The sequence below is a fragment of the Falsibacillus albus genome (genome assembly GCF_003668575.1).
Taxonomy (GTDB): domain Bacteria; phylum Bacillota; class Bacilli; order Bacillales; family DSM-25281; genus Falsibacillus; species Falsibacillus albus.
Map to the genome: position 1 here is coordinate 161,202 of NZ_RCVZ01000011.1, position 17,738 is coordinate 178,939.

Annotated in this window: 15 protein-coding genes; 12 read left to right on the forward strand and 3 right to left on the reverse strand. The window is 43.9% G+C overall.

Features of this window, described 5'->3' with window-relative positions:
• Positions 1–93 precede the first annotated feature (93 nt).
• Genes phnC through phnE (D9X91_RS15765) form a run of 3 tightly spaced genes read left to right on the forward strand, consistent with a single transcriptional unit; the run spans position 94 to position 2,437 of the window.
• The gene (gene phnC, locus D9X91_RS15755; RefSeq protein WP_121681600.1) at positions 94–867 is read left to right on the forward strand and encodes a phosphonate ABC transporter ATP-binding protein; all 774 of its coding nucleotides are present in this window, start codon (positions 94–96) and stop codon (positions 865–867) included.
• Positions 864–1,643, forward strand: a complete 780-nt coding sequence (phnE, locus tag D9X91_RS15760; protein ID WP_121681601.1) for a phosphonate ABC transporter, permease protein PhnE — start codon at positions 864–866, stop codon at positions 1,641–1,643. The genes phnC and phnE (D9X91_RS15760) overlap by 4 nt, the downstream gene beginning before the upstream one ends.
• A complete protein-coding gene (phnE, locus tag D9X91_RS15765) occupies positions 1,640–2,437 on the forward strand; it encodes a phosphonate ABC transporter, permease protein PhnE (protein WP_121681602.1) in 798 nt (265 codons plus the stop codon). The genes phnE (D9X91_RS15760) and phnE (D9X91_RS15765) overlap by 4 nt, the downstream gene beginning before the upstream one ends.
• A 323-nt stretch (positions 2,438–2,760) precedes the next feature.
• Here the strand turns inward: phnE (D9X91_RS15765) and D9X91_RS15770 are convergent, their stop codons facing one another.
• A complete protein-coding gene (locus tag D9X91_RS15770) occupies positions 2,761–3,690 on the reverse strand; it encodes a phosphate/phosphite/phosphonate ABC transporter substrate-binding protein (protein ID WP_121681603.1) in 930 nt (309 codons plus the stop codon).
• Positions 3,691–3,845: 155 nt separating this feature from the next.
• On the opposite strand from D9X91_RS15770, the gene D9X91_RS15775 reads away from it, so the two are divergent.
• From D9X91_RS15775 to D9X91_RS15805, 7 genes are all read left to right on the forward strand, one after another.
• Positions 3,846–5,432: a bifunctional metallophosphatase/5'-nucleotidase gene (locus D9X91_RS15775; protein WP_121681604.1), complete on the forward strand. Its 1,587-nt coding sequence runs from the start codon at positions 3,846–3,848 to the stop codon at positions 5,430–5,432.
• Positions 5,433–5,666: 234 nt separating this feature from the next.
• Complete coding sequence (locus tag D9X91_RS15780; protein WP_121681605.1) at positions 5,667–6,038, forward strand: MerR family transcriptional regulator; 372 nt, start codon at positions 5,667–5,669, stop codon at positions 6,036–6,038.
• A 97-nt stretch (positions 6,039–6,135) separates the two neighbouring features.
• On the forward strand, positions 6,136–7,824 hold the full coding sequence (locus D9X91_RS15785) for an acyl-CoA dehydrogenase family protein (RefSeq protein ID WP_121681606.1): 1,689 nt from the start codon (positions 6,136–6,138) through the stop codon (positions 7,822–7,824).
• A gap of 146 nt (positions 7,825–7,970) precedes the next feature.
• Positions 7,971–9,392, forward strand: coding sequence for a Na+/H+ antiporter NhaC family protein (locus D9X91_RS15790; RefSeq protein WP_121681607.1), 1,422 nt, complete (start codon positions 7,971–7,973; stop codon positions 9,390–9,392).
• Between the two features lie 478 nt (positions 9,393–9,870).
• Positions 9,871–10,551, forward strand: a complete 681-nt coding sequence (locus tag D9X91_RS15795; RefSeq protein ID WP_121681608.1) for a response regulator transcription factor — start codon at positions 9,871–9,873, stop codon at positions 10,549–10,551.
• A complete protein-coding gene (locus D9X91_RS15800) occupies positions 10,544–11,794 on the forward strand; it encodes a sensor histidine kinase (protein ID WP_121681609.1) in 1,251 nt (416 codons plus the stop codon). The genes D9X91_RS15795 and D9X91_RS15800 overlap by 8 nt, the downstream gene beginning before the upstream one ends.
• An 84-nt stretch (positions 11,795–11,878) precedes the next feature.
• Entirely contained in the window at positions 11,879–12,337 is a 459-nt protein-coding gene (locus tag D9X91_RS15805) for a DUF2231 domain-containing protein (RefSeq protein ID WP_121681610.1), read from the forward strand.
• A gap of 54 nt (positions 12,338–12,391) precedes the next feature.
• Here the strand turns inward: D9X91_RS15805 and D9X91_RS15810 are convergent, their stop codons facing one another.
• Entirely contained in the window at positions 12,392–13,255 is an 864-nt protein-coding gene (locus D9X91_RS15810) for an NAD(P)-dependent oxidoreductase (RefSeq protein ID WP_121681611.1), read from the reverse strand.
• A 216-nt stretch (positions 13,256–13,471) separates the two neighbouring features.
• On the opposite strand from D9X91_RS15810, the gene D9X91_RS15815 reads away from it, so the two are divergent.
• Positions 13,472–15,328 (forward strand): cation:proton antiporter, encoded by a 1,857-nt coding sequence (locus tag D9X91_RS15815; RefSeq protein WP_199738123.1) that lies wholly within the window; start codon positions 13,472–13,474, stop codon positions 15,326–15,328.
• A gap of 168 nt (positions 15,329–15,496) precedes the next feature.
• Here the strand turns inward: D9X91_RS15815 and D9X91_RS15820 are convergent, their stop codons facing one another.
• Entirely contained in the window at positions 15,497–16,339 is an 843-nt protein-coding gene (locus tag D9X91_RS15820; RefSeq protein ID WP_121681612.1) for an alpha/beta hydrolase, read from the reverse strand.
• A gap of 189 nt (positions 16,340–16,528) precedes the next feature.
• Between D9X91_RS15820 and D9X91_RS15825 the strand changes: the two genes are divergently transcribed.
• The gene (locus D9X91_RS15825; protein WP_121681613.1) at positions 16,529–17,638 is read left to right on the forward strand and encodes a PRK06851 family protein; all 1,110 of its coding nucleotides are present in this window, start codon (positions 16,529–16,531) and stop codon (positions 17,636–17,638) included.
• Positions 17,639–17,738 lie beyond the last annotated feature (100 nt).

Genomic DNA, 17,738 nt, shown 5'->3' on the forward strand with positions numbered 1-17,738 from the left:
TGGAAATATATTGATAAATTTAAAATATTGCTATTCTTTAAGAAATCATATTTTTATATTCATGGATAAAAATTTTGGAAAGTTGGGTAGGGTATGATCGAATTTAAGGATGTTTCTAAAGTATATCCAAATGGCACGGTGGGGTTGAATAACATCAACCTTACGATCGAGCCGGGGGAATTTGTTGTTATTGTAGGATTATCGGGCGCAGGTAAGTCGACGATGCTGCGTTCTATCAATAGGCTTCATGATATCTCAAAAGGTGAAATTATCATCAATGGAAAATCGATTACGAAAGCAAAAGGCAAAGATCTATTAAGAATCCGCCGCGATATTGGCATGATCTTTCAAAATTTCAATCTTGTAAAACGCTCAACGGTACTTCGCAATGTATTAAGCGGACGTGTCGGGTACCACTCAACCTTGCGAACGATATTGGGATTATTTCCGAAAAAAGATGTCGAACTTTCATTGAATGCATTAAAACGAGTCAATATCATGGACAAGGCTTATACACGTGCCGACCAACTTTCCGGTGGACAGCAGCAGCGTGTATCCATCGCACGTGCGCTCGCACAGGAAGCGAAAATCATTCTGGCGGACGAACCGGTTGCTTCCCTTGATCCATTGACAACCCGTCAAGTCATGGATGATCTGCAGCGAATCAACCAGGAGCTCGGCATCACAACGATTGTCAATCTTCACTTCATTGACCTGGCAAGGGAATACGCAACCAGGATCATCGGGGTAAGAGCAGGAGAAGTCGTATTCGATGGTCCGACTGCCGAAGCGACAGACGATGTGTTCTCCCAAATTTATGGACGTGAAATCAAAGAAGACGAGCTGCTGGGAGAGACAAAATCATGACCCAGGATCAATTGAAAAAGCCGGCTCGTACAAAGTTTTGGACAACCGTTATTCTCTTGATCGTGCTTTTTTGGGTAAGTGCGAAAAGTACGGATGCTACGTTCAGCGAACTTTTTGATGGGCTTCCTCAAATTGGGATCCTATTGGCCAAAATGTTTCCGCCTGATTGGTCGTACTTCTCCTATGTCATTGATCCAATGCTTGAAACCATCCGAATGGCATTGCTTGGGGCAACTTTCGGGGCTATCCTGGCCATTCCGGTTGCATTGTTGTCGGCATCGAATGTCTTTGAATCATCCTGGATCGTTTTGCCGTCGCGTTTTATCTTGAACTTGATCCGAACAGTTCCAGATTTATTGCTGGCAGCCATTTTTGTTGCCATTTTCGGACTTGGGCCATTGCCTGGTATTTGGGCATTGACCATTTTCTCCTTGGGGATCATTGCCAAGCTGACATATGAATCCATAGAGGCGATCGATCGCGGTCCGCTGGAAGCGATGACTGCAGTGGGAGCGAATAAGCTTCAATGGATATTCTTTGGCGTCATTCCACAGGTTCTTCCACAGTTTCTGTCCTATTCTATTTATACGTTTGAAATCAATGTAAGGGCTGCAGCTGTCCTTGGATTGGTCGGTGCAGGCGGTATCGGGATCTATTATGAACGGACGTTGGGATTCTTCCAATATGATCGCGTTGCCAGCATCATTATTTTTACCCTCGTCGTGGTATTGTTGATTGACTATATTAGTACTAAAATCCGGGAGAAATTAATATGAGCACCGATACGATTGTAAAACCAAAAAAGAATAGAGTGAAAAAGTGGATTTACTTTGGATTGATTCTCATCGTTTATGTCTGGGCATTTGCGGGAATGCCGGTGGAAGGATTCAAAGATACGGCTGCACAGATTACGAAATCCATTTTCAGCGGAATATTCCACCCAGACTGGGATTACGTTTATGATCCGGAAGGGGAAGATCTTCTCCGCGGCCTTCTTGATACATTGGCGATTGCGATATTAGGTACATTCATTTCTGCCTTCTTATGTATTCCGTTTGCTTTTTGGGCGGCCAAGAACATGAACCGATTTAAGTCTGTATCAGGAGCCGGTAAATTTGTATTAAGCTTCGTCCGTACATTTCCAGAGCTTGTCATGGCATTATTGTTCATCAAAGCAGTAGGGCCGGGATCATTTGCCGGGGTATTGGCATTGGGCATACACTCGATCGGAATGCTAGGAAAGCTATTCTCTGAATCTGTGGAAAGCATGGATTTGGGACCGACAGAAGCCTTGAAGGCATCCGGGGCGAACAATCTTCAAATCATCTGGTTTGCGGTCATCCCTCAGGTCATGCCGGAGTTTTTATCGTATACCCTATATCGATTCGAAATTAATGTCCGTTCCGCCACCATCCTTGGTGTCATTGGTGCTGGTGGAATCGGAACTCCGCTGATCTTTGCACTTGCAGGACGTTCCTGGGACCGTGTAGGCATTATCCTGCTAGGGGTCATTGTCATGGTTACGATCATCGATTTGATCTCGGGCAGCATCCGTAAACGCATCGTATAATGGTAGATTCAAAAGCTTGATCCCAAATTAGGGATCAAGCTTTTTTATTTGCCTGGCCGCTTGAGAAATCAACTTTTCTAAAGGCACTTTTCTCGTAATTTGATGCTTTAGCTAATAAAGTGGGATTGTTTAAGCAAAGTTTCAACTTCAAAATAGCGTATATAGCGAGAAAAGAGCTGGAAAGCTTAAAATCAACGAACTAAATAGCTATTTTTACATTAAAATCGGCAGGAAGATTTCTATCACAATCTTTACGAAAACAGCCTAACGAAAAAAGCCAAAAGAAAAAGCCCCACATACAATGGGGCTTTAAAATAAATAGATTATTGACCTTCTACTTCTTTTTCGTATTCACGTACGATGTCGAAGTTAGAGTCTTTTGATCTTACGTAGCCTTCGTGAGAATAGATGTCCTTGATGATTTGGTGGCCTTTTTCATCTTTACCGATTGCGATGAATGCATCAGCGATTTTGTCTTTCCATTCTTTTGTCAAGTCAGGACGAACGGCAATTGTGTCGTTCGGGATCGGCTTGGTGAAGAAAAGGACGCGCGTTTTGTCAAATACATCCGGAGCATCTTTCTTTACGATATTACGGGCATCTTGGAAAACCGGAGCAGCGTCGACATCGCCGTTCAATACTGCAAGTACTGCAGTGTCATGGCCTTTTAAAGTTGTTCCTTGTACATCTTTCTGCGGATCGATGCCTGCTTTTTTCATTTCAACTGCCGGCCATACATATCCTGCAGAAGAAGTGACGTTTTGCCAGCCGACTTTCTTTCCTTTCAGATCTTCAATTGTTTTGATATCTGAATCTTTTTTAACTAATACCATGGATTTATAGTAATCTACCAATTCATCTGTTGGAGTGCCATCTTCATCATTTACACCGTAGCGTTGTGCTTGTAGCAATACATCCGCTACTTTTTGGTCATGAGCCAATACATATGTAGTTGGAGGCAGGAAGCCAACATCCACTTTCTTTGAGCCCATTGCTTCAACGACTGTGTTGTAGTCAGTCGATACGCTTACATGGACAGGAATTCCCAGTTTATCGGACAATAATTTTTCTAATGGTTTTGCTTTCGCTTCCAATGTTTCAGCGCTTTGAGATGGAACGAACTGCACGTTTAACTCTTTCGGTTCATATCCGTTGGATCCAGAACTCTTTTCTGTCTTGTCTGAACCACATCCGGCAAGAACACCAAATGCCAGGCCTAAAGACATACCAAATAAAGTAAGCTTTTTAAACATAATTTTCCCCCATAGAAAATATTTTTTATTGCCTCTATAATATACCATAACATTTGAGAGGATTTGTAAATTTTTTATAAAGATTTAATAAATTCTAAGAATACAAGAAACTTATAGTAAAATGGAAAATAGATTCAAAAAAAGGATGGTTATTCATGACAAATAATCAACGATTTTCACTTGCGATCTTGGAAACGAGTGATGTCCACGGAAACGTATTTCCGATTAATTATGGGCTGAATGCTGAAAGTCCTGTGGGCTTGGGTAAAATTGCAGCCCTGATCCAACAAGAAAGAAATAAACATGAGCATACATTGGTCATTGACAATGGAGATGTGATCCAAGGGACTCCATTAACCTATCATTTCGCCAGATATCTTGATGGGAAGCCAAATCCAATGATTCAAATCCTCAATCATTTAGGTTATGACGCTGCGGTCTTTGGGAATCATGAGTTCAACTACGGTCTAGAACTTTTGCATAAATCCATCAATGAATCCTCTTTCCCATGGTTGTCGGCCAATTTGTTGAATAAGGAGACCGGTGAGCCGTTCTTCGGTAAACCTTATCTGATAAAAGAATATGAAAACGGCCCTAAAGTCGGGGTGCTGGGACTGACCACTCACTATATTCCGAATTGGGAAAAGGAAGAACATATCGAAGGCATTGAATTTGAAGACTGCCTGCAGTCAGCAAAGAAATGGGTTAACTTTTTAAAGAATGAAGAAAAGGTTGATTTATTGATTGTTTCTTATCATGGCGGCTTTGAACGTGATCTGGAAACGGGAGAACCGACGGAGGTTTTGACTACTGAAAATCAAGGGTACCAAATGTGCCAGGAAATTGATGGGATGGATATTCTATTGACCGGGCATCAGCACCGATTTATCAGCGGGGAGTCGGTCAACGGCGTTCTTGTGGTCCAGCCGGGAAGCCAGGGGCGTGCGCTTGGAAAGGCGTCGGTCGAGATGGTGAAGGAAGACGGAAATTGGAGGGTTGCAGAGAAATCCTCGCAATTGCTTTATACAGAAGAAGTGGAAGCAGATGAGCAAGTTCTGGAAATGGTAAAAGACTACGAGGAGGCAACTCAAAAGTGGCTTGATCAGCCAATCGGGAAAATAAAGGGGGATATGGAAGTGCGCGACCCGATGAAGATCCGCACAGGAGACCATCCTCTGATTGAATTCTTCAATCGCGTCCAAATGGAAGCGACAAATGCCGATATCTCCAGCACAGCCCTGTTTGACAACCTTGCCCCTGGGCTTAAGTCGGATGTGACGATGAGAGACGTCGTAGCTAACTATATTTATCCGAATACACTCAAGGTCATCCGGGTAAAGGGGAAGGACATTAAAGAAGCGCTTGAACAATCAGCGTCCTACTTCGCCCCATATAATGGTGAAGAAATTGAAGTGAACCCGAAATTCCTATATCCTAAGCCTGAACATTATAATTATGATATGTGGGAAGGCATCGACTATGAGATCAACATTTCCAAGCCGTTTGGGGAGAGGATCACCAAGCTGGAATACAAAGGGGATCCGCTTGAGATGAATCGGGAATACGATGTCGTTATGAACAACTACCGTTCCGGCGGCGGCGGAAATTATTTGATGTTCAAAGATAAGCCGGTCATCGTCGACCTTCCGATGGATGTGTCCGAGTTGATCGCCAATTATATATTGGAGAGAAAAGAAATCGAAGCGACGGTGGATTACAACTGGCGCGTTGTTCATGAATGATCAAAAATCCAAGAGCTGGAGGGAATCCGCTCTTGGATTTTTTTTTTGCTTCCCTCCCTACGGAAAGTCAGCAACCTGCAGCGGAAATCAACTAACGCTCATTTCGCCGTAAACGATATGTATTTCTATTTTCGGACCACAAATAATGAAAACGGCATTATTCTTACTTGCAGTTGACGTTAACGTCAATGGTAAAATATAAATAACAAAAAATTCTAACAACGGGTGAGGCGTTTGGAATATTCCATTTCACAGTTAGCCAATGATTTTCAAATATCAACTAGGACGTTAAGGTATTACGAAGAGCTCGGTCTGCTTAGGCCCACCAGGAATAAAGCTGGTCAAAGGTTATACTCCCGAAAGGATCTCGTTCGTTTGAAGTTGATTCTCCGTGGAAAAAAATATGGGTTTCAGCTTGATGAAATCAAAGAGATGATCCTGCTTTTTGATCAAGACCGCTCTGGCCGCAAACAACTGCGACGCACGATCCGCTTTGGCGAAGAAAAAATCAGGATGGTGAATGATCGCATAGAAGAACTGGTCTTGATGAAACAAGAGATGGAAGCCATTATGGATGATTTTAAGAAAAGGTTGGAGACCGAGTAGTAGCCTCCGGAGTCTCACGACCGGCTCGCGGAAAGGAAAGACTCCTACGGAAATCAACATTGGTGTCTAAAAGAGCCTAAAAAATGAGGTGAGCGGAATGAATTTTTATGAAGAAGATCATCATTTTCAATCATTGATCAAGAAGCTTTTGCGGCCAGCATTGAGCGAGTGGGCAGAAAGGGAGCTCCACGAATTTGGCGAAAGATGCGCGACGGTAATTGATGAGCGTGCGAGGCATACGGATCGGGAGGGGCAGCCGAAGCTGGTGAAATATGATCGTTTTGGTGAAGATATTTCCGAAGTGTGGGTCAATGATGGCTACAAACAAACCATTAAAGAAACGTATGACAAAGGCATTGTAGGATATATTCATAAATCCATTCCTGAAATCGGGGAGAAGGGTGACTATGTATATTCTTATGCCCAAGGGTATCTTCTTTCACAGACGGAGCCGGGATTTTATTGTCCCGTGACGCTGACGATGGCGACCGCATATTTATTGGAGCACTATGCAAGCACCGAACTGAAAGCCCGATTTCTCCCTCATGTTTTATCAACGGGTGAAATGGAGCTTTATGAAGGTGCGACATTTCTGACTGAACGGCAAGGGGGATCCGATGTCGGTGCAAATGAAACGAAAGCTGTAAAGGATGGAGAAAACTATCGACTATACGGCGAAAAATATTTTGCTTCGAATGCAGGGATGTGTGGAGTGGCGATGGTACTTGCACGGACGGAAGGAGCAGCAGCCGGATCGAAGGGGTTGAGTCTATTTGCTGTATCGTGGCGAAAGGAAAACGGGAGCCTGAATGGCATTGCCATCCGGCGATTGAAGGATAAGCTGGGGGTAAGGGCGGTCCCATCCGCCGAGGTAGAGTTCACCGGGGCGGAAGCCTTCCTTGTCGGGGAGGAGTGCAATGGGATCTATTACATGATGGAGGCGTTGAACTTATCCAGGGTTTGCAATGCGATAGCTTCGATCGGAATCATGCGGAGAGCGTTCTCGGAAGCGAAAAGCTATGCGTTCCGCCGCGAGGCATTTGGACGCAAGCTGGCTGATTATCCGATGGTCAAGGATACGCTCACAAGGCTGGCCGTAAAGCAGGAAGTAGATACAAGCGCCGTTTTCACCCTCGTTGAATTGTTCGATAAAGTCATGAAGAAGGATTCCAAGGCGACAGCTGAAGAAACAGCATTGAACAGGCTGCTGATTGCCCTTCTTAAAATGGAAACAGCCGAGCAGTCCATCCATTTTGCGCATGAGGCGATTGAAATGCATGGAGGAAATGGCTTTATCGAGGACTTTGTCACACCTAGACTGTTGAGGGATGCGCAGGTGTTGACGGTGTGGGAAGGAACCGCCAATATTTTGGGATTGGAAGTGCTGCGCCTGATGCATAAATTCAAGGTGCACCATCTGTTCATGGATCATATGAAAAAGGAAATTTCAGAGCTCCCAGCTGCCCTGGTTGAGTGGAAAGACCTGCTCCATGATAAAGTAGAAGCTCTTTCTGACATGACTGCTTACGTGATGAACTCTCCCGAAGAAACGCAGACTTTCCATTCCAAAAAAATCGCAAAGCTGATGACGAATGTTTATGAAAGTGTCATCGTCTTGAAAGAAGCGGCAGTAGGGACTCAAAGGGATCTTCATAAAGCGGAAATCTTCCTGGAACAGACATGGGAAATAACAAAATATACGGATGAAAGCATGAAAACGGTGAAGTTTTTTGAGGAAATCATTTGCTGGGAAATAAATGAGTCTAAATCGATCGCACAAACTTGAATGAAACAGGCTGCCGCTAAAGGGCAGCCTGTTTCATTTTTGACAGATTTCTGCGCTTCCTTTTTTCGGCAGTTTCATACATAATGCGCTCCATTTCCAACCATAATAAGGGATACGCATGTACATAGTTAAGGTGGTGTATTGGAATGGAAGCATCATGGATATCACTGCTGCCCTTCTTGGTCGTTATCCCGATTTCGATCCTGACGAAACAGGTGCAGCCAGGCTTGTTTGTCGGACTGCTGCTCGGGAGTTACCTTGTCGAGCCGTCGCTTTTGGGCGGAATTAAAAAGATGATCTCGTATATCGTCGATAATATCATCGTTTCCAGTAATATACGGATCATCATCTTCTTGTATGGGTTTGCCGGCTTGATCGGAATGATTAAGCTTGGAGGGGGCATTAAAGGATTTGTTCATTTGGTCAGCAAAAAAGTAAAATCCAAGAAAAGTGCTATGTTCCTGACATGGATTTCCACAATCGGTACGTTCAGTGATCCGGATTTCCGGATCGTAACGATTTCCCCGATCATGAAAGCATTAAGGAAACGTTTGAAAATGTCGAAGGAAAATATCGGATTTGCCATTGAGGCAACATCGAATCCTATAGTCGGTCTAGTTCCGATTGCTACTGCCTTTGTCGGATACATGGTCACTACGATCGGGAATGCCTTGAAGGAAGTGGGATCGACTCAAGAACCATATATCGTCTATGTGAAGAGCATTCCTTTTAACTTTTTCTCTTTTGTCATCATTTTGATCGGGATTTATTTCAGCTTTTTCCGAAAATCTGAAGATAAAGTAGGCGAAAACAAGGGCCAGTCACCTAATGATGACCAAGGGGAAGAGGATCTGCAATCTTGTCATCGCGCTTATGAAAAGGATACACCGATCAAACCTTGGAATTTGATCATCCCCCTTTTCGTTTTCCTCGGGTTCACCATTTTCTTAAGCTGGTGGGACGGGCATTTTAAAGCAAAGGGATTTTTTGATGCATTCATCCGCAGCGACGCGCTGGGGGTCATGCTTGAATCATTGATGATCGCATTCATCTTCACCTTGGTATTCTTCCTTTTCCAGCATATCAAGCTTTCAAAGCTCGTGACCCATTTTGTAAAAGGTGGAAATGAGTTGATTTCAGTCATTATCTTGCTGGCATTGATCTGGGGAGTATCAGCCGTTTCAGAGGATCTGCACTTTTCGGATTATATAACGAGCCATGTGGAAAACTGGATCCCGCATTCATTTGTGGCACCTGTCATTTTCCTGCTTGGCGGCTTAATTTCCTATTTCATCGGCTCTTCATGGGGAACATGGGGCCTGCTGATGCCGCTTGGCATTACCATGGCACATCAGGCCGGCGTTAATATCCTCGTTGTCATCGGGGCCGTATTTGCAAGCGGGACATTCGGAGCCTTTGCTTCGCCATTGAGCGATAACTCTGTCACGCTTTGTACGATCATGGACATCGACGTCATTAAGTATTCGAGGAAAAAGCTGCTTCCAGCCTGTATCGCTGCAGGAATCAGTGCAGTTTTATTCGGAGTCGCTTCGTTTATATTCAAATGAAGAGAGAGCCAATCAAAGGCTCTTTTTTTTGCGTGGGAAGCTGGTGTGAATTTTGTCTGATTTTGTCGATTGACCGATATTAGGGTGAATTGGACCGATATATTGATTTTTAGACCGATAAATGGACGAAATAGACCGATATATCCAAATTTAGACCGATAAAAGTGTTGATTTGACCGAAATCGTTGAGTTTAGAAAGAATAAAAGTCAAACATCTACTCCAAGAAGCAGGATGATCGTTTCAAAATCAACAAATCGCAGCAAATATCGTTCAAATTATGTATATATCAATCAGTTCTCACCGGATATCACCCCAAAAACGCTAAATATCTATCAACCGACAGATTCCGCCGCCACCTCCGCTACCGCCTTCGCCCCCCCCACACAGGCCGTCACCTTGAGGACCCTGCTATTGTATTAAACTAAGTTCGGCTATAATAAGGTCAAAAGGCTACTTCAAGATTAGAAGGTGGAGAATATGAAAATTCTTTTGGTCGAAGATGATCAACGGCTGGCCAAGCTCGTAGCGCGGATGCTTCAAAAGGAATTATACGTCGTGGAATGGGTTGATAATGGGGAAGATGCCTATTCCTATTTGGATACGGAGCATTTCGACCTTTTGATCTTGGATTGGATGCTCCCCGGGAAGAACGGATTGGAGATAAGCGCCAAATTGCGCAAGGATGGTTACGAAGGTCCGATCCTCATGCTGACTGCACGTGATGGAGTGGATGATTTAGTGAAAGGACTCGATTCGGGGGTAGATGATTATTTGGTCAAACCGTTTGAGTTCAAGGAACTCTTCGCAAGGATCCGCGCACTCTCAAGAAGGAGTTCACGAAAATTTGAACATGATTGCATTCAGCTGGAGGATTTGGAAATCGACCTGAATCAACATTTGCTGAAGAAGGATGGAAATCAGCTTCCCTTGACTCCGAGAGAGTTCCAGGTCATTGAATTATTAGCCCGCAATCGTAATCAGGCACTTTCAAAAGAGGTCATTATGGAACGTGTGTGGGGTTGGGATTCGGATATCAGCTATAACACCGTTGAAACTTTCATCAAGCTGCTGAGGAAAAAATTAGATCCATCAGATATGAAGAGATATATCAAAACAGTTCGCGGGGTCGGATATATGATCGAGGATCCACATGTTTGAAAAGCTTCGTAAGCAGCTGACCAGATCCTACAGCCTTTGGTTGATCATGACGGTGATAATTGTGTTCATCGTCCTTTTTTTCTCGTTTCGGGCAAGGATATACGATATAGAGAAGCAAGATGTAAAGGATATTCTCGCATATGAACAGCAGGAGCACAAAACAGATTTGAACAATACTCCCAGAAACAGCCGCAGTCTTTATGTTGTTGCGGTCAAGGATCAGAAAAATGCGATCCATATCAAGGAGCAGGGAGATTCACCATCGGCAGTGAAAGAAATCAAAGCTTTTTTCTTGGACTTGCCATGTTGTCAGGAAGCACCGAAAATCTTGAAGCTGAAAAAACAAAAAGAAGATGAACAATATATGTATGCTTCGAGTCCAATCGAAGTGGACGGAAAAAAAACAGGTGAACTTTTTGTCGCAAAGGATTTGAGTACAGTCCATGAACAAATGGAAAAGTGGTTTTATATGCTCGCATTCATCGCTATCATTGTCTTCTTCGTTTCCATCTTCATCGGAGATCGATTAGCGCATCGGGCCATGCTTCCCATCATTCAAAATGTAGAGAGGCAGCAAAAATTCTCTGCTGACGCTTCCCATGAGCTGCGGACCCCGTTAAGCATCTTTTCGGCATCTGTCGAGGTCTTGGAAGAAGAGGAGAAAGAAAGGCTCTCTCCGTTTGGCTTGACAGTATTGCAGGATTTGAAGGATGAATCATCCCTGATGAAGAAACTCGTGAACGACTTGCTGACACTGACCAAATATGACCAGCACCAAACGCAGCTGGACACGCATCCTTTTAACATTGGTGCTCTCATGGCACAAATAAAAAAAGAATATGATTATCTTTCTTTAAATAGGTACATCCTTTATATAAATAAAGCAAATGCAGACTTGAATTTAAATGGCGATCAACTAAAAATTAAACAGCTGCTTTACATTTTGCTTGATAATGCCATTAAATTTACCGACGATGGCGGGACAATAAACTTGATTTTATCGCAAACGACTTCTCATATCCTCATAAAAGTCATCGACGATGGTATAGGAATGGACGAAAGGGATGTGAATAAAGTCTTTGAGCGATTTTTTCAAGTCGACCAATCTCGTTCTTCTCAGCATGGAGGATCAGGGCTGGGGCTATCCATTGCAAAGGCAATCGTCGAAGCTCATGGGGGGACCATTGAAGTAGACAGCAAGTTGGGTGTGGGGACTACGGTCAACGTGTACCTGCCTAAATGACATGGGTCTGCTGCGATTTTCAGTTTATTTTCAGTTTTGGGTGATAAAGTGAAATTATTCAAATTTAAAAGGAGTTGCTTTTAGATGCTTTCAACCCCATTGCATCCATTATTGGTGCATTTTCCTATCGCATTATTAATCTTTGGAACGATTGCGCAGATCATTGCCCTTTGGAGAAAAGAGTTTTTCGATAAAGCGGCAACTTATCTGATCGGAAGTGGATTTGTCACAGGTTTGTTCAGTTATTGGACAGGCGATGATGCAGAGCACTTTGCCTTTGAACATTGGGGCAGGGGATTAAGATCCTTGATTCATACACACGAAACCTATGCGCTTGTCACACTTATTTTATTCGGAGTGGCCTTTGCCATTAAATTGCTCTTATTATTCATGCATAAACCATTCAAAATGGCGATTCCACTTGTGATCGTGCTTTCCTTGGCAGGAACCACGACACTTGCATTGACAGGACATTACGGCGGAAAGATCGTCTATTCCGACCATAATCAAAATGGAGCTCCAACAACAGACAGCAATGAGTAAGAATAAGCCCCCCCTCTCAGGTGACAGGCACCTGAGAGGGGGGGCTTATTTTGGTTATTTTTTTGTTGATAAAAAATGGTAGATGGCTGAGAAGTCGTCCTTGCTGTAGCCAAATTGCTTGGCGAGGCCGTATGTTTCCTTCGCGGCATGGGCAAGCGGCAAGGAAACTCCAGCTTCGAAGGCCGACTGGGACACCATTTGAAGATCTTTCTGCATATGCTCCAATGGGAACTCTGGAGAAAAGTCATTCTGGAGGATCTTCTCCTTTTTGCCTTCAAGAAATGGAGCGGTGGTCGGTCCGTTCAAGAGCGTGCCTACGACTTTTTCTTTGTCCAGCCCGAGACCTTCCCCCAAGGATACCGCTTCTGAAAAAGCTGCCATCGTTTCAGATAGCATAAGATTGATGACCAATTTCATGGAAGTACCCATTCCATGTCCTCCTTGATGCTGGATGGCTTTTCCCATCGCGTTCATATGAGGACGTGCTTGTTCAACGTCTCTTTCGCTGCCGCCGACTAAAAATACGAGTTCGCCCCTTTCCGCAGGGATTTTCGAACCTGCAACGGGTGCATCCATAAAGCGGATCTTCCGTTTTGTAGCTTCGTCTGCCATCAATCTCGAGAACGCAGGATGAACGGTGCTGCAATCGACCCATAAGCTATCTGCCCCCATTGCGTCAAGAAATCCATTCTCCCCCATTGCCACGGCTTCGACAGCCTGGGGATTTGCCAGCATCGTATATAAAATATCAACTTGAGCAGCCAGTTCTTTCGGTGTTTCTGCCCATTGTGCACCTTTTTCCAATAATGGCTCCGCTTTTTCCTTCGACCGGTTATGTACCATCACATCATAGCCTTCTTCTAATAAATTGGCAGCCATGCGGCTCCCCATGATACCCAATCCGATAAATCCTATCATCTTACAGCCTCCTTTTTGTCATTCCTACTGAAGATTATTTCCCTTTTTAGTATGGAAATCAAACTTTTGCGTGTGCTTCATAAACTCAATAAATTGTTCATGCTTATGAAAACATTGTCAACAGCATTTAATTTTACTTTAAGGGGGGAGATGGATAGAATAAAGAATAATTATTTTCGGCTTAATAAAAACAAGCAACCTCAAAGGAGACGGATTATGCTGGATTCATTGCTCATGAACTTAATGATCATTATCGTGCTTGGAATTGCTTCACAATGGATTGCCTGGCGCTTCAGGCTTCCGGCCATTGTCGTCATGTCGATTGCAGGCTTGCTGATTGGACCGATATTTGGTTTGCTCAGTCCAAAAGAGGATTTCGGCGATATGTTTAAACCGATTATTTCCATGGCAGTCGCCATCATCTTATTTGAGGGAAGCTTGAATCTTGATTTTCGCGAGGTGAGAGGGCTCGGAAGGCCGGTAACTAGAATCGTTACATTCGGTGCTTTCCTTGCATGGCTGCTCGGGTCGCTGGCAGCTTATTATGTGGCTGGTTTATCATGGGCGTCAGCTTTTGTCATCGGTGGTTTATTTATCGTTACAGGGCCGACCGTCATATTGCCGCTTTTGAGGCAGTCCAAGCTTAAGCCTCGTCCTGCGGCGATCTTAAAATGGGAAGGGATCATCGCCGATCCTTTCGGTGCGCTATTATCCGTTTTTGCGTTTGAAATCATCAGGTTTCTCCTGTCGGACTCTGAAACAGGAAACAGCTTGGTGGGCTTCTTTTTAGCCTCCTTGTTCGCTATTGTATTCGGCTGGTTCATCGGCCGTGGAACCGGCTGGATTTTCGAAAAAGGACATGTTCCGGAATATCTGAAGTCCCCCGTCGTGTTTGCCATTGTGCTTGCTTGTTTTGCCATATGCGATGGAATTTATCACGAGACGGGATTGCTGGCGGTGACAGCGATGGGGATGACCTTGGCGAACATGCATATCTCATCGATCGAGGACATGCGAAATTTTAAAGAGAATATATCCGTGCTGCTCATCTCAACGATTTTTGTCATGCTGACGGCTTCCTTGACCATGAAAACGTTGGTTGAAATTTTCAACTGGAAGATCGTTTTGTTCGTCCTGCTCATGCTGTTCATCGTCCGTCCGCTATCCATCTGGATTTCAACGATCGGGACGGATCTATCCGTAAAGGAAAAAGCGTTGGTGAGCTGGATTGCCCCCCGTGGAATCGTAGCTTTGACGGTATCAAGCTATTTTGCCAATGCTCTGTTGGATGCGGGGTTCAAGGATGCAAAAATCCTGACTTCCTTGACCTTCGCGCTCGTGTTTGCAACCGTATGTGCCCATGGGTTCTCCATGAAGTGGCTGGCGCAAAAACTTGATCTGGCAATCGGAGATGAACCCGGTGTCCTGATAGTAGGCGGTTCGAGTTTCAGTACAGGATTTGCCCGCATTATTCATGAGGATCTTGACGTACCTGTCATGATTGCTGACTCTTCCTGGCAAAGGCTTAATTCAGCACGCAGCGCAGGCATCCCTTTTTATCATGGTGAAGTTTTGGCTGAGCATACAGAATACCATCTGGATATGACGCCATATGAATTTATGTTGGCAGCCTCAGAACTCGATTCGTATAATGCCCTCGTCTGTACGACATTTGTTCCTGAAATCGGAAGGAATAACTTGTTCCAGTTGAGCTTAAGAACTGCGAAAAGCGGGGATATCGATGACCTGGGCCACACGATCGGCGGCAGGATTCTTTTTAGAAAAGGGATTACATGGGAAGAGTTAAATTTAAAAGTCGAGAAAGGATATGTTTTCAGAAAAACAAACATTACTGAAAAATATTCATTTGAAAAGTATTTGAGCGAACGTGAGGAAGGAAGCATCCTCTTGTGCATCCATCGTGCCTCCAAACGTCTTGAGTTCTTCACAGCAGACCATGAAATTAGAGGGGAAGCAGGAGATATCGTCATAAGCCTGGGGCCGCCTTGCAAAGAAAAAACGAAAATCCAAGAGAAGCTGGATGAGAAAAAGAAAAAATCGAAGGAAGAATGAAATGGGGATGGGACAGACTTAGACCTGACATCTTGATATATGGCTGTATTCTAAAGGTTCTTTTCTCAAAGATTGTTGTTTTTAATAAAAAGGCACACAATTCGGCTTTCACTTACCCTTTGATATACAAAATATAAGGCTGACCAGCATTGGTCAGCCTTAATTATATTAATCATTCCCCCATAAGAATGGTCCTACAAGGCGGTCGACCAATTCGGTTTCATGGAGGCCGCTGTGGGAAATGCTCTGATCGGTCACGATTGATTCTTTATAGTGATCCTCTGACGCGATATTTCGCAGAGCGGTTGCGCTGTCTGTGGACACAATCTGATCCCCCATGGCGCCGATTGCCAGCACTTCAAGGGTAGGATCGAATCGATCACGATTATCTACAAGCCTTTGAAGGGCCTTTGATCCCGGTTTCAAGTCTTTGACCGCGGCGCCGGTATTCACTTTGTCGTAGGATTCTTTCGTGACACCTTGAAATGGGCTGCTGATCGCGACAAATTTTAGCGGAACCGGGTAGTTGTGTGAATCGTTCGTGTTCTCCAAGTATTGGGTGATGACGAGTCCACCCATTGAATGCCCGACTAAATAGACTTGCTCGACATTGTATCGATACTTTAGTTCTTTCATCACTGCTTGCAGCCAGCCGGCTGTATCAGCGATCGTGGCGCGGTTGTTTTGGAACACCACTTGGACCAATGGATGTTTTTGGCCGACAGGAATGCCGCCTTTAAACGTTATTTGCCCATTTTTATCGACATAGCAAAGCAAAGTCCGCTTTCCCCAATTGTATCGATGCTCAAAACGGTACATCATCGATTTGAAAGAATTATACGTTCCTTTATATCCATGGACAAACACCGTCGGAATGGTTTCTTCAGGTGTAAGTTTTGAATCGTGTGATTGGACTTGGGTAGACCGATTGAATAAATAAGCAAAGCCTACGCCAAGAATGATCGCACAGACGATCAATATATGCTTGTATGACTGTCTACGTAAGTTCATGAATGACTCTCCTTAATTGCTCTTCCTTTTATTGTAGGTTATTTTACAATTGTTTTACATAGTAACATTGCGGTAATTTATTACAAAAATTTGAAAGAAATTCGATATAGGCGTTCACCTAGAAAAGCTGTGCTACATAAAATAATGCTTGAGAGTCCCTAACAGAATTCTTTGAAAGGGTGAACAAAATTGGCGGGAAAAGTGAAAAATTATTATGCAGGCGGAAATACGGCACATGGATTTTATAGCTTATTCGAATCGAATTTGGCAGGACTGGAGAAGCTCTTCATATTAAAGGGAGGCCCAGGAACGGGGAAATCAACGCTCATGAAGCAGGTAGGGCATGAGTGGTTAAAAAAAGGATTCGACATCGAATTTCTTCATTGCTCATCCGACAATGAATCGATTGACGGGGTGTTGATTCCGGCATTGAAAATCGGAATTGTCGACGGAACGGCTCCGCATGTCATTGAGCCGAAAGCACCAGGAGCAATTGAGGAGTACGTGAACCTTGGGAAAGCATGGGATGCTGAAAAACTTGCCGTCAGTAAAAATGAAATACTCGAGCTTTCAGAGCGGATAGCAGAATCGTACCAAGCGGCCTATGAACTCTTTCATGATGCGCTTGAAATCCATGATGAGTGGGAGAAAATCTATATCGAGAATATGGATTTTCAAAAGGCCAATGAATTGACCGAGGATATCATCGATGACTTATTCGGGAAAATGTATGTGAATAAGAAGTCCGATATTCGCCATCGATTCTTAGGTGCTGCCACACCGAATGGGCCTGTTGATTTCATTCAGAACTTAACAGAGGATTTATCGTATCGTTATTTTATTAAAGGACGTCCGGGTTCAGGCAAGTCAACATTATTGAAAAAGCTGGCAGCCGTCGCTGAGCAGAAGGGGTTTGATGTAGAGGTCTATCATTGCGGTTTCGATCCGAATAGCCTGGACATGGTGATCGTCAGGGAATTGGATTTCGCGATCTTTGACAGCACTTCGCCACACGAGTATTTCCCAGAAAGGGAAGGCGATGAGATTGTCGATATGTATGCCAGGGTGATCACCGCAGGGACAGATGAAAAATATAGAACGACACTTGACGATATATCCTCTCGATATGCCGTTAAGATGAAGCAAGCGACTGCCTACTTGGCCCAGGCAAAAGGACTGCACGATAAACTGGAAAAAATATATGTGAGATCGATGAATTTTTCGGTTGTCTCTGGCATAAAAGAGGAAATTGAAAAGAGTATCGAAAAACTAGCCGGAAGCCGGTTGGTGAAAAACTGAAATTGATAAAGAAATCAGGCATGCAGGATTTCCTGCATGCTCAGGCTGTCGAGAAACTCTCGACAGCCATTTTTATTTTCATTTACTTCAATAATTCACC